The following is a 13434-nucleotide window of genomic DNA, read 5'->3' as shown; positions in this document are numbered from 1 at the left end:
GTTTTGCATTCAATTTTTCATAATTTTAAACAGCGAAAAATTCTAATAAATACAGTATGCTTGATGTGTTCGTTGTAATGTTCGAGTGAATAAGGATATTGTGGAATATGAAGTTCAATGAAGATTCTCGCGTCAAGATCCCCACTATCTTGCATCTCATGCAGCTTGGCTATAAGTACATCTCGCTGAAAGACCCAACTGTTACATGGGACGACGCTACAAACATCTTTACCACGATATTCGACGAGAGTATCAAGCGCATAAACCCAGCTCTTACGGATGCTGAGGCAAAATTGTGCCTCGATGAGGTTACGCTGAGCTTAGAAAATGCGGACTTAGGTAAAGCCTTCTACGAAAAGCTAACCGCCACTTCTGGTGTTCGCCTCATTGACTTTGAGGATTTCAATAACAACAGTTTCCACGTTGTAACCGAACTCACTTACAAAAAAGACGATGAAGAATTTCGCCCTGACATCACCCTACTTATCAACGGCATGCCACTGGTATTTGTCGAAGTAAAACGCCCTAATAATAAAGATGGCGTGCTTGCCGAGCACAAACGTATTCAAACACGCTTTGAAAACGCAAAGTTCAGAAACTTCGTTAACATCACCCAGTTGATGATTTTCTCGAATAATATGGAATACGACGATAGTTCTCCACGTCCTATTGAGGGCGCTTTTTATGCCACGGCATCTTATCAAAAGCCCGGTTTCAACTACTTCCGAGAAGAAGAAGAGTTTGACCTAGGCAAGCTGTTATCGGGTGTAAGTGAAGCTGACGAACTGACTGTGTTAAAAGACAACAATTTACTCAGCATTAAACAGTCCCCCGAGTTTGCAAAGAATAAGTCACCGCTGACTCCGACCAATCGTATTTGTACGTCCCTCTTGCAGCGCTCAAGACTGTCTTTTGTTCTGCAATATGCACTTGCCTATGTAAAAGAACGAAAAGGCTTACAGAAGCATGTCATGCGTTATCCGCAGATATTTGCAACAAAAGCAATAGAAAATAAGTTAAATGAAGGCGTTAAAAAAGGGATCATCTGGCATACACAAGGCAGTGGTAAGACAGCCCTCACCTATTACAACGTGAAATACCTTGCTGGCTATTTTCAAAATAAAGGCGTCATCGCTAAATTTTATTTCGTCGTCGATAGAATAGATCTATTGATTCAAGCTGGCAGAGAGTTCAAAGCCAGAGGCCTTAAAGTTCATAACATCGATTCGCGTGAAGCCTTTGCCAACGATATTAAGCAAACCGCCGCAGTGCATAACGCCTCAGGCCAGCGAGAGATCACCGTCGTCAATATACAAAAGTTTCAAGACGACCCTGCGGTCATTCAGAACGTGGACTACAACGTCAACGTACAGCGGGTTTTCTTCTTAGACGAAGTGCATCGCAGTTATAATCCGCGAGGCAGTTTCCTAGCGAATCTGGAACAAGCAGATACTAATGCAATCAAGATTGGTCTTACCGGAACACCACTGTTAGGTGATGAGTATGACTCCAAGTGCCTGTTTGGTGGCTACATCCATAAATACTACTACAACGCGTCAATTAAAGACGGCTATACCCTGCGTCTTATTCGAGAGGACATTGAAACTAGCTATAAACTGAATTTGCAGAAAACGTTAGAAGAAATCGAGATCCTCAAAGGCAACGCTGATAAAAAAGTGGTGTATGCCCATGAGAAGTTTGTTGAGCCGATGCTCGATTACATCGTCAAGGACTTCGAGCAAGCGCGTATTTCAATGAACGACAACTCAATCGGTGGCATGGTGGTGTGCGACTCATCTGAGCAAGCTAAGATGATGTATGAGATTTTTCAGCACAAGTATGCCAAAGCCCTGCCTTTAGCAGATCAAACAGGCGGAATTGGCGAGCAACCGAAAAGCTATCACGCCTTTAAGAAACTCAGCAGTGGTGTCACCAATGCTGCGCTCATACTGCACGATGTTGGCACGAAACAAGAACGAAAAGATCTCGTTGAAGAGTTTAAAGAAGGTAAAATCGACTTCCTTTTCGTTTATAACATGCTGCTGACTGGGTTCGACTCACCACGCCTTAAAAAACTGTATTTGGGTCGAGTCATTCGCTCGCATAACCTGCTACAAACCCTCACCCGTGTAAACCGAACGTATAAGAATTTTAGCTATGGCTATGTGGTCGATTTTGCTGATATCGAGAGTGAATTTGAGAAAACCAACAAAGATTACTTCAAAGAGCTGCAATCTGAACTTGGTGATGAGATTGAACATTACAGCAATCTGTTTAAAACCAAGGAAGAAATTGAACAAGAAATCGCCAACATCAAGGATGTACTGTTTCATTTCGACACGCAAAATGCAGAAAACTTTTCAGAGCAAATCAGTCAGATAGACTCTCGCGGCGAAATACTCAAAGTCACACAGGCGTTAAACAATGCCAAAAGCCTGTATAATCTTATCCGCTTATCTGGCGACTATGAAATGCTCAAAAAACTGGATTTTCAGAAGCTGACGGTGCTCTCAAGAGAAGCCAATAATCGGCTGGCGTTAATCAATACAAAAGAAGCATTAGAGCACAGCGTAGATACAACCAACTTGCTGAATGTCGCACTTGAGGATGTTGTGTTCGCGTTCACCAAGGTGAAAGAAGAAGAGCTTGTCCTTGCTGATGCGTTAAAAAATACGCTTCAAAAAACACGAGAGCAACTCGGTGGAAACTTCGATCCGAGTGATCCTGAGTTTGTCTCACTTAAAAAAGAGCTTGAACGCTTGTTTAAGAAGAAGAACCTCAATGAAGTGTCCAAAGAGCAAATGGAAAGCAACATCGCAGCGCTTAATGCCATTTACAATAGAGCCAAAGAGCTGGAACGCAGAAATCAGTTGTTAAAAGCCAAATATGATAACGATGAAAAGTATGCACGCTTGCATAAACGACTGATGGAGAAAGATTCTCTTACCGACAGTGAAAGCAAGTTATTCGAGGCGCTAAAAGGCCTCAAAACAGCGGTGGACATGCAAATACAGCAAAACGCAAGAATGTTAGATAATGAAAATTTCATCAAACAGATGATCCCACCCATTATCTTTGACGAGTTTGAAGACAAGCAAGGCATTGACCTTGAAATTGATTCAGTGGATATGATTAACCAGCTCGTCGTCAGAGAATATATGAACGAATATCACGGTTTATCGGGATATCAATAAGCGCTAAACCAATAAAATATTAAGAAGTACTATGACAAAGACACAGCAGTTTGAGCAGCAAACTAAAGCGCTCATAGATAACATCAAAAAAGTATGTGCTAATTTTGGTCTGGGTAATGACGGAAACGAGTTTAAGGTCATCACGCAGGTTTTCCTATACAAGTTCCTGAACGACAAATACGTTTTTGAGCTTAAGAAGATGGATAAGCGCCTTACTGAGGCTGACAACTGGGAAGAAGTTTTTGCGACTTTCTCAGAGAAAGAAGTCGCAAAGCTCAATATGCGATTAAAGCCAAGCGTCGCAAAGATACGGCCAGATCACTTTATATCATCCCTCTTCAATAAGCAGGATAAGCCTAACTTTGCTGAGATTTTCGATACCACGCTGACATATATTGCAAAAGACAACAGCGATATATTCTCGGTATTAACTGAAGGCGGCGAGAAGATTGTTCTTTTCGAAAACTTAAGCAAATACGTTACCGACAACCGCGACCAGTTCTGCAAAGCTATAGTGAACAAGCTTGTTGATTTTAGCTTTGAGAATATCTTTGACGAGAAATTCGATTTCTACGCCACTATCTTTGAGTACTTGATTAAAGACTACAACACCAACAGTGGTGGTAAATACGCGGAATACTTTACCCCGCATGCCGTGTCGAAAATCATGGCGCGTTGCTTGGTTAACGGTGAAGTGAATAACGTCACCTGCTACGACCCGTCGGCAGGTTCAGGGACTCTGTTAATGAACCTAGCTCACCAAATTGGTGAAGATAAATGCACTATTTACTCTCAGGACATTTCTCAAAAATCATCAAGCTTATTGCGCCTGAATCTTGTGTTGAATGACCTTGTTCACTCGATCCATAACATCATCAAAGGCAACACAATACTTGACCCGTATCACAAGCAAGCCAATGGCGAGCTAGAGAAGTTCGATTACATCGTCTCCAATCCACCTTTCAAGTTAGATTTCTCTGACTTCAGCGCAGATCTTGATACCAAAGAGAACCAAGAGCGCTTCTTTGCAGGCATTCCGAAAGTCCCAGCCAAAAAGAAAGAGTCGATGGCAATCTATTTGATGTTCATTCAGCACATCATGCATTCACTCAAAGATAACGGTAAGGCCGCCATCGTCGTGCCTACAGGCTTCATCACAGCGCAGAGCGGCATTGATAAGAAGATACGACAGAGGCTTATAGATGAAAAAATGCTGGCTGGCGTCGTGAGCATGCCGTCCAATATTTTTGCTAACACAGGCACTAACGTCTCTATTCTGTTTATCGACAAGGCAAACCAAGGTGACGTTGTACTAATAGACGCATCCAACCTTGGCGAGACTATTAAAGACGGCAAAAATCAAAAGACTGTGTTGACGCATGCCGAAGAAGACCAAATCATCAATACTTTTAACAATAAAGAAGTGGTGGATAATTTCAGCGTAGTCGTTAGCTATGACAACATTGCTGCCAAAAATTACTCGCTCAGCGCGGGCCAGTATTTTGAAGTGAAGATTGAGTATGTAGATATAACAGAAGAAGAATTCAATTCGAGACTTGGAAACATCGAATCGAACTTAACTGAGCTTTTTGGGAAATCCCGTGCATTAGAAATAAGTATTGAAAAGCAGTTGGCAGGACTCAAATATGAGCGACGTTAACCCCAAGCGCCTTGGCGATCTAATCACATTAAAAAGAGGATACGACCTGCCTGAAAAGGATCGTATTGATGGAGAGTTTCCTGTAATTAGCTCTTCTGGTATTTCTGGATATCATAACGATTTCAAAGTTGAAGGCGAAGGCGTGATCACTGGCCGATATGGCACTTTGGGGAAAATGTACTTCGTTGACGGTAAATACTGGCCTCATAACACCGCTTTGTATGTCAAGGACTTCAAAGGTAACGACCCCAAGTACATTTACTACCTTCTAAGCTGCATTGGCCGAATTCGAACTTCTGACAAGAGCGCTGTTCCCGGAGTCAATCGTAATGAATTGCACGAGATGGCTGTTCCTGCTATTGAAGATAAGCAGTCGCAGATTGCCGTCAGAAACCTATTATGGGCAATAGAAGAAAAAATAGACCTCAACAACAAAATCAATGCCGAGCTAGAAGCCATGGCAAAGCTGATTTACGACTACTGGTTCGTTCAGTTCGACTTCCCCGACGCCAACGGCAAGCCCTACAAATCCTCCGGCGGCAAGATGGTTTTCAACGAAGAGCTTAAGCGTGAAATACCGGAAGGCTGGACTAATAAAAAACTATCTCAAATAGCGAACATTACGATGGGGCAGTCTCCAAGCGGGAGTTCCTTGAATGAGGAAGGATTAGGGACTGTTTTTTACCAAGGCTCAACAGATTTTGGCTGGTTATTTCCTACCACACGAAAATACACTACTGAGCCTAACCGCATGGCCAAAAAAAGAGACATACTATTGAGTGTGCGGGCACCAGTAGGTGATATGAATATTGCTAATTCAGATTGCTGTATTGGTCGGGGGCTAGCCGCACTAAATAGCAAATCTGGATCTGACGGTTTCTTGTTTTACGTAATGAAGTATTTTAAACAGATATTTGACCGTCGAAACTCTGAAGGTACAACCTTCGGCTCGATCACCAAAAACGATTTGCATTCACTCACTCTTGCCTATCCGTCATCGGCTTTATTAAGAAAGTATGATGATATTGTTACTAATTACAACAACATGATATTTGAGCGAAGCCTTGAGAATAGAGAGCTGATAAAGCTTCGAGACTGGCTACTACCAATGTTAATGAATGGTCAAATTACAATACAAGAAAGTTAACCAAAAAATCAAAAATAGCAAAAGGAATGACTATGGCACGAAAAACGACGGTCAACTATACGGCTTTTAATATTAGAACTCACCCTCATAGTCCTGACACTTACGTTAAGCTTATGAATGCAGCCTTCAAACTTAAGAGGCAGATTAAACTACGTGGAGACACGTTTGCTATTTTAAAGAAAATTAGCCCTTTGAAAGATGAGGCTATAGACGGCATCACGGGAGAAATCGCTAAATTTACCCGAATTGAGTCTGGCAAATGGTTTAACTTGAATGAGTTACGAGCAGCTGAAGAAGATGAGACTAAACAAATTGTAATACCAGAGGCTTTAAGACCAAACTTCACAGATTTTTACTTTGTTTTTTATCCGAAAAACCATTTATTAGTCATTGAATGTAAAGATAAATTCGGCCAAATCAGCCCCAGATATTTAGAAATTTTTTTCACTAAGCTTTTTGGAAGTGAAGAAATTATAGAAGAGTTCAACACTGTAGAAGTTACATTAGTACCAAGTACTGATCAATTAGAGTCAGTGCTGTCTTTATCTCAAGTTAATACTTTGGAGATTGTTATTAGACGGCCCAATACTGATGGTTTAGAAGACCTTGAAGATGAGGTGTTAGAGAGATTAAACAACCAAAATGCTGAAGAAGAAGTCATCACGCTTAAAGCTCAGAAAGGATTATCACTTGAGGCTGACGATGAAACTAGAGGACTTAGCCACGTTGCTCAACTCAATGGCGTTGTAACCTCCACCGGATATGACGACAATGGTAAAAGAGCAGTAAGATCTACAAAACAACACCCATTCGTAGAAAGTGGTCAATATGTATCAGGTGAAATATCTGCTAGAGACTTTTTAATAACAATGGCAGACGGCATCATAGGTAAAATTCGTCGTATGGCGCGGAGTCAAAGATAATAATGATTAAAAAAGAATATGTAGGTATTAAGAAGTTATTTCTAAGATATTGGAAAAGCTATGGTGGTGTTAAATCAATCTTAGCATCACCGTACATGCATATTTCTTTGCTTCTAACACTACTTTCATACGGTGTATGGTTGGACAACTCTTGGGTGGAAATACCAATCTCAGTTTTACCTAACGTAATTGGTTTTTCTCTTGGGGGGTATGCTATATGGTTGGCATTGGGGGATGATAAATTTCGTAGCAGTATATCTGGTAAAACAAAAACAGGAGATGACTCACCTTTTATGAAGGTTAACGCTGCTTTTATTCACTTCATTGTATTGCAGATATTTTCCCTTCTTTTTGCTCTCATATCGAAATCAAAACCTCTTAGTAGCAGCCCTATTGAGTTACAAAAGTGGTTTTTAGAGCTTACACCTTGGATGTTAGATTTTTATTTAGGGTTAAACTATACGACGAATTTTCTTGGCTATTTTTTATTTACCTACGCAATATTATCAGCACTAGCTGCAACTATGGCCATATACAGAGTGGCTGGCTGGTTAGAAATTTATCATGCAAACAAAAAAAGTGAGAAAAAAGAATCGTAGATTATTTTTAGACACGCCTGCCAAGATGTTTTTTAGATATGAGTTCTAACAGATAAAAAACCCGCTAAAATAGCGGGTTTTTATCTGGCTAATTTGACCTTCCAGTCGCAGACTTAATTGTTGTCGCAGACTTAATTATTTTCAGTCGCGGACTTAATTACGCTGCACATTTGTACACAAACTTATTTTATTCACAAACTAATTAATGTCGTTCACTAACTAATTCCATTCACAAACTAATTAACTGTTCACAAACTTAATTTCAAGGCGTCACCAACACCCTACTCCTCAACATAACTCTCAATGCTAGGGCAAGAACAAATTAGGTTACGATCGCCGTAAACGTCATCAATACGGTTAACCGTTGGCCAGAACTTGTTTCTGTGTACTTCTGGAGCTGGGTACGCCGCTAGCGTGCGGTCGTAGCTGCGGTTCCAGTCACTGTCACAGATGTCAGCCAATGTGTGCGGTGCATTGTGTAGCGGGTTGTCAGTGGCATCCCACTCACCGCTTTCTACTTTCGCAATTTCTTGGCGAATGCTAACCATGGCGTTAATGAAACGGTCTAGTTCGTACTTCGCTTCCGACTCGGTTGGCTCAATCATAAGCGTACCCGCTACTGGGAAGCTCATGGTTGGCGCGTGGAAACCGTAGTCGTTTAAGCGCTTCGCGATATCTAGCTCGGTTACACCGCTTGCTTCTTTAAGCGGGCGAAGGTCAATAATACATTCGTGCGCTACGCGGCCATTGTTGCCTTTGTAAAGCACTGGGAAGTGCCCTTCTAGCTTCTTAGCCACATAGTTAGCGTTAAGAATAGCGACTTCGGTTGCACGGCGAAGGCCATCGCTACCCATCATTTTGATGTACATGTAGCTAATAGGCAGAATTGATGCACTGCCCCATGGCGCTGCCGATACCGCACCACAGTCTTTGCCTGCCGTTTCTACGTTAACAACCGTGTGGTTTGGTAGGAATGGCGCAAGGTGCGACTTAACACCAATTGGTCCCATACCTGGGCCACCGCCACCATGTGGAATACAGAAAGTTTTGTGTAGGTTAAGGTGCGATACATCTGAACCAATGAAGCCAGGTGACGTAATGCCCACCTGCGCGTTCATGTTCGCGCCGTCCATGTAAACCTGACCGCCGTATTGGTGAACAATGTCACAAATCTCGCGCACGGTTTCTTCATATACACCGTGGGTAGACGGGTATGTGATCATGGCGCACGACAGGTTATCACCCACTTCTTCCGCTTTCTTGCGAAGGTCGTTAAGGTCTACGTTACCTTTGCTATCACACGCAACTACTACCACTTTAAGGCTAACCATTTGCGCAGACGCAGGGTTAGTACCGTGGGCAGAGCTTGGAATTAGACACACGTTTCTGTGACCTTCGCCACGGCTTTCGTGGTAACGCTGAATAGCCAATAGGCCCGCGTATTCACCTTGTGCACCTGAGTTGGGCTGCATTGAAAGCGCATCGTAGCCCGTTACATTAATTAGCCACTCGCTAAGCTCGGCAATCATTTCTTGATAGCCCGCTGCTTGGTCTAGTGGAGCAAACGGGTGAAGCTGACCGAATTCAGCCCATGTTACAGGGATCATTTCAGCCGTTGCGTTTAGCTTCATGGTGCACGAACCCAATGAAATCATTGAGTGGTTAAGCGCCAAGTCTTTGTTTTCAAGGCTCTTGATGTAACGAAGCATCTCTGTTTCAGAGTGATACTTGTTAAACACTTCGTGTGTTAGGAAGTCGCTAGTACGTACTAAACCTTCAGGAATAGATTTTACGTCTTGCGTGGTTACTTCTGCATCCAGACCTTCCACTGTTAAGCCGTGCTCTTCACCAAGCAGTACGTCGAATAGCGCAACAATGTCTTCACGTGTGGTGGTTTCGTCTAGCGACACACCTACCGCACCTTCAAGGTCAGCACGTAGGTTCATGCCTTTTGCGTAGGCTTTTGCTAGTACGTCTTCTTTGTTATCTACCATTACGGTTAGCGTGTCGAAGTACGTGCTGTGCTTTAGAGCTACACCTTTCTGGTTTAAACCAGTAGCAAGAATGTCGGCGAAGCGGTGAATACGCTCAGCTATAGTTTTAAGGCCTTGTGGGCCGTGGTATACCGCGTAGAAGCTTGCCATGTTGGCTAGCAGCACCTGCGCTGTACAAATGTTCGAGTTCGCTTTTTCGCGGCGAATGTGTTGTTCACGAGTTTGTAGCGCCATGCGAAGTGCTGGGCGACCACGGGTGTCTTTACTCACACCAATAATACGGCCAGGTAGTGAACGCTTGTAGCTGTCGCGTGTAGCAAAGAATGCCGCGTGTGGGCCACCGTAACCCATAGGTACACCAAAGCGCTGTGCACTACCAAGTGCAACGTCTGCACCTAGCTCGCCAGGCGACTTAAGCATTACCAAGCTCATAAGGTCTGCGGCTACTGCCACAATGCCTTTTTTCTCTTGTACTGCTGCAATGATGTCGCTGATGTCTTTTACTTCACCGGTAGAGGTTGGATATTGAAGTAGCGCACCGAATACGTCGTGTTCTGCTGCTTCTTCTGCCGCACCTTTGATGATTTCAAAACCGAACATTTCAGCGCGAGTTTCTACCACGTCAACCGTTTGCGGGTGAACGTCGTTTGCAATAAAGAACGCATTCGCTTTTTTGTTCTTAGATACGCGCTTAGCAAGGCCCATGGCTTCTGCTGCCGCTGTACCTTCATCAAGTAATGACGCAGATGCTAGCTCTAGGCCAGTTAGGTCGATGGTCACTTGTTGGAAGTTAAGAATGGCTTCCAAACGACCTTGGGCAATTTCTGGCTGGTAAGGCGTGTACGCTGTGTACCAACCTGGATTTTCTAGCACGTTGCGAAGAATAACGTTTGGTACGTGGGTATCGTAGTAACCCATACCAATGAAAGAACGGTTAATTTTGTTCTTTTGCGCAACGGCTTTAAGTTCACTTAATGCTTCAACTTCTGTCGCCCCTTCACCACATTTTAGTGGCTCTGGTAGCGCAATACCTGCCGGTACAGTTTGCTCAATTAAATCGTCTAGTGAGCTTGCACCAATAGCAGACAGCATTTCTTCAATTTCGCCTTTACCCGGGCCAATGTGACGGCGGATAAATGTATCTTTTTGCTCTAGTTGAGCCAATGTAGGGGAAGTATTCGACATAACGTTGTTAAGCACTCGTAATGGTTGCCGCAAGGGCGCGTTAAATCTTTAAGTTAAAAAGGGGCTGAATTATCTTCATGCCCCTTTTCAAATTATGGTTCTTTTAAAACTGCGTAACGAATTACTCTTCGTCGATGCTGTTTTCGTAGCCTTCAGCGTCTAGTAGACCTTCTACTTCTGCCGCATCGTCAGCTTTAATTTTGAATAGCCAACCGTCGCCGTATGGGTCAGAGTTAACTAGTTCTGGTGAATCTTCTAGGTCTTCGTTAATCGCTACAATTTCACCTGAAATTGGCGCGTAAACGTCAGACGCTGCTTTTACCGATTCAGCAACACATACGTCGTCGCCAGTGCTTACTGCGTCGCCAACATCTGGCAAATCAACGAAAACCATGTCGCCAAGTAAGCCTTGTGCGTGCTCAGAAATACCTACAGTGAAAACACCGTCACCTTCAGGGCGAACCCATTCGTGCGTAGCGGCATAGCGTAAATCAGTTGGGATGTTGCTCATAATCGTTCCTGTTATTCTCTGTTAACTTGGGGCCCAGTAGCTGAGGCCTTATAAAACACTTTTTCCATTGCGAACAAAGGAGGGCTTAACCACTTTTACTGTAACCCACTTTTTGCGCATTTCCACTTCTACTGTTTCACCAACATCACTTGGTACTCTTGCCATCGCAATCGAGTGACCTAGTGTTGGAGAAAACGTACCTGAAGTGATAACGCCTTCGCCGCTTTCTGTTTTCACTTTAAGACCGTGACGCAGCACGCCTTTTTCAGTCATCACCAAGCCTACTAGCTTGTCGGTACCCGCTTCGCGCTGCGCTTCTAGTGCTTTACGCCCTACGAAGTCACGATCAGCCGGTTCCCACGTAATTGTCCAGCCCATGTTAGCCGCTAGTGGTGATACGGTTTCATCCATATCTTGGCCGTACAGGTTCATGCCTGCTTCTAGGCGAAGTGTGTCGCGAGCACCCAGGCCGCATGGCTTAACGCCCGCGTCTAGTAGTGCTTGCCAGAAGCTTTCCGCTTGCTCAGCTGGCACCATAATTTCGTAGCCTGCTTCACCGGTATAACCTGTGGTAGCAATAAATAAGTCTTCTGCTTGTACACCAAAGAATGGCTTCATGCCCGCTACCGCTTCTTTTTGCGCTGCGCTGAACAAGGTGGCGGCTTTTTCTTTTGCGTTAGGACCTTGAACGGCAATCATGGCAAATTCAGGGCGCTCGGTGATGGTCACCTCAAAGCCTTCTGCTTTGCTCATTAACCAGTTCATGTCTTTTTCGCGCGTTGCTGAGTTAACCACTAAACGATAGTTAGTCTCGTCGAAGTGATAAACGATAAGGTCGTCTACAACACCGCCATCTTCGTTAAGCATGCCGCTGTATAGCGCTTTGCCTTTGTCTTTTAGTTTTGCCACATCGTTGGCTAAAAGGTACTGAAGATACGCTTTTGCTTGTGCGCCTTTTACGTCAACAATGGTCATGTGAGACACATCGAACATACCGGCGTCTTGACGCACAGCGTGATGCTCTTCAATTTGTGAACCATAGTTAATTGGCATATCCCAGCCGAAGAAATCGACCATTTTCGCACCGGCTTCTAGGTGCTTTGCGTGTAGGGCGGTGGTACTAGACATTCCACTTACTCTTTTTAATTTGAAAGGTAGAAAACGAAATTGAGTATAGTGAGCTAACGTTTATGCAACAAATTGGAATTTCTTATCAATACATTTATATTTATAATGTATTGATTAAACTACATTAAGATTGCAAATCAACATGAAGCAGCTTTCCCTTGATACCTTACGCACCTTCGTTAGCGTTATTGAGCTTGGTGGCTACGCTAAAGCGGGCGACTTTTTAGGCCGCTCTCAACCGGCAATAAGCCTACAAATTAAAAAGTTAGAGTCGCAGTTAGACCGCAAGCTATTTACCAAAGTAGGGCAACGGCATGTACCTAGCGCCGACGGCAATTGGCTGTACCCAAAAGCGAAAGAACTGCTAGAGCTTAACGATAACATCTTTCGCAGCTTAACCCCTGCCCCGCTAAGCGGTCGCTTGCGCCTTGGCATTCCCAATGAATTTGCTTCTACATTATTGCCGGGTCTAATTGGCGAATTTTCTAAGCGCTATCCCGATGTATCACTTGAAGTGACCTCTGCCTTAAGCCGTGATTTGCTGCATCCGTCGCAGCGCGATCATTTCGATTTGATTTTGGCGTTGGTGAATCCGGGCGAGCAAACAGAAGGCGAAGTAGTGTTAGAAGATGACGTAGTTTGGGTTGGCGACACGGCTCATCCGTTGGTTGGCAACAATATCCCTTTGGTGCTTGCTCCCGACGGTTGTATGTATCGAAGCCGCGTTATTGAACAGTTAAAGCAGCAAACCTTTGCATGGAAAATTAGCTATACCAATGCAGATTTAGGTGGATTGGTTGCCGCCATTCAGCAAGGTTTAGGCGTGACAGCTCTAGCAAAATCTAGCTTACCGGCAAACCTTGTAGCGCTAAACCACCCGCACCTGCCCAAATTAGGCAAGGTAAATATTTGCCTGTTCAATCAAGATACACAGCACCCCGTGATCAGTAAAACTCTGGCCGAATTCTTTAAAGTGAGACTAACCCAATAAAAAAATGGGGTCAGAGTCTGAGGGATCCCCACGAATTTAATTTCATATGCCTCCGGCCCAGGCTGCGTCAACTATGGAGCTGTACCATTTGAGTGCAGCTTT

9 protein-coding genes are annotated in these 13434 nt (G+C 43.8%); 6 read left to right on the top strand and 3 right to left on the bottom strand.

Annotation, left to right across the window (positions count from 1 at the left end):
- Positions 1-107 precede the first annotated feature (107 nt).
- From MHN09_RS16555 to MHN09_RS16535, 5 genes are read left to right on the top strand one after another with little or no spacing between them, the layout of a single operon-like run.
- On the top strand, positions 108-3194 hold the full coding sequence (locus tag MHN09_RS16555; RefSeq protein WP_239241484.1) for a type I restriction endonuclease: 3087 nt from the start codon (positions 108-110) through the stop codon (positions 3192-3194).
- Between the two features lie 31 nt (positions 3195-3225).
- A complete protein-coding gene (locus MHN09_RS16550; protein WP_239241482.1) occupies positions 3226-4854 on the top strand; it encodes a class I SAM-dependent DNA methyltransferase in 1629 nt (542 codons plus the stop codon).
- Positions 4841-6001 carry a restriction endonuclease subunit S gene (locus MHN09_RS16545; protein WP_239241480.1) on the top strand — a complete coding sequence of 387 codons (1161 nt, stop codon included), beginning with the start codon at positions 4841-4843 and terminating at the stop codon, positions 5999-6001. Before MHN09_RS16550 ends, MHN09_RS16545 begins: the two co-directional genes overlap by 14 nt.
- Before the next feature lie 32 nt (positions 6002-6033).
- Positions 6034-6924 (top strand): DUF4747 family protein, encoded by an 891-nt coding sequence (locus MHN09_RS16540; protein WP_239241478.1) that lies wholly within the window; start codon positions 6034-6036, stop codon positions 6922-6924.
- A gap of 2 nt (positions 6925-6926) precedes the next feature.
- The gene (locus tag MHN09_RS16535; protein ID WP_239241476.1) at positions 6927-7523 is read left to right on the top strand and encodes a hypothetical protein; all 597 of its coding nucleotides are present in this window, start codon (positions 6927-6929) and stop codon (positions 7521-7523) included.
- Positions 7524-7804: 281 nt separating this feature from the next.
- Here the strand turns inward: MHN09_RS16535 and gcvP are convergent, their stop codons facing one another.
- The 3 genes from gcvP to gcvT form a co-directional block, all read right to left on the bottom strand.
- On the bottom strand, positions 7805-10702 hold the full coding sequence (gene gcvP, locus MHN09_RS16530) for an aminomethyl-transferring glycine dehydrogenase (protein ID WP_239241474.1): 2898 nt from the start codon (positions 10700-10702) through the stop codon (positions 7805-7807).
- Between the two features lie 121 nt (positions 10703-10823).
- The gene (gene gcvH, locus MHN09_RS16525) at positions 10824-11213 is read right to left on the bottom strand and encodes a glycine cleavage system protein GcvH (RefSeq protein ID WP_014950360.1); all 390 of its coding nucleotides are present in this window, start codon (positions 11211-11213) and stop codon (positions 10824-10826) included.
- A gap of 48 nt (positions 11214-11261) precedes the next feature.
- Positions 11262-12341 carry a glycine cleavage system aminomethyltransferase GcvT gene (gene gcvT, locus MHN09_RS16520; RefSeq protein WP_168463676.1) on the bottom strand — a complete coding sequence of 360 codons (1080 nt, stop codon included), beginning with the start codon at positions 12339-12341 and terminating at the stop codon, positions 11262-11264.
- 142 nt (positions 12342-12483) lie between these two features.
- Here gcvT and MHN09_RS16515 point away from each other — a divergent pair, with 142 nt between their 5' ends.
- Positions 12484-13332, top strand: coding sequence for a LysR family transcriptional regulator (locus tag MHN09_RS16515; protein ID WP_014950370.1), 849 nt, complete (start codon positions 12484-12486; stop codon positions 13330-13332).
- Positions 13333-13434: the final 102 nt, after the last annotated feature.

The organism is Alteromonas sp. MmMcT2-5 (genome assembly GCF_022348315.1).
GTDB classification, from domain to species: Bacteria; Pseudomonadota; Gammaproteobacteria; order Enterobacterales; family Alteromonadaceae; genus Alteromonas; species Alteromonas macleodii.
The sequence above is the reverse complement of the archived record's forward strand: the minus strand, read 5'-3'. Positions and strand labels throughout refer to the sequence as shown.

Bases quoted from the DNA above. Each gene is read 5' to 3' on its own strand.
- MHN09_RS16555 (WP_239241484.1), top strand. From the start codon at position 108: ATGAAGTTCAATGAAGATTCTCGCGTCAAGATCCCCACTATCTTGCAT.
- MHN09_RS16550 (WP_239241482.1), top strand. From the start codon at position 3,226: ATGACAAAGACACAGCAGTTTGAGCAGCAAACTAAAGCGCTCATAGAT.
- MHN09_RS16545 (WP_239241480.1), top strand. From the start codon at position 4,841: ATGAGCGACGTTAACCCCAAGCGCCTTGGCGATCTAATCACATTAAAA.
- MHN09_RS16540 (WP_239241478.1), top strand. From the start codon at position 6,034: ATGGCACGAAAAACGACGGTCAACTATACGGCTTTTAATATTAGAACT.
- MHN09_RS16535 (WP_239241476.1), top strand. From the start codon at position 6,927: ATGATTAAAAAAGAATATGTAGGTATTAAGAAGTTATTTCTAAGATAT.
- gcvP (WP_239241474.1), bottom strand. From the start codon at position 10,702: ATGTCGAATACTTCCCCTACATTGGCTCAACTAGAGCAAAAAGATACA.
- gcvH (WP_014950360.1), bottom strand. From the start codon at position 11,213: ATGAGCAACATCCCAACTGATTTACGCTATGCCGCTACGCACGAATGG.
- gcvT (WP_168463676.1), bottom strand. From the start codon at position 12,341: ATGTCTAGTACCACCGCCCTACACGCAAAGCACCTAGAAGCCGGTGCG.
- MHN09_RS16515 (WP_014950370.1), top strand. From the start codon at position 12,484: ATGAAGCAGCTTTCCCTTGATACCTTACGCACCTTCGTTAGCGTTATT.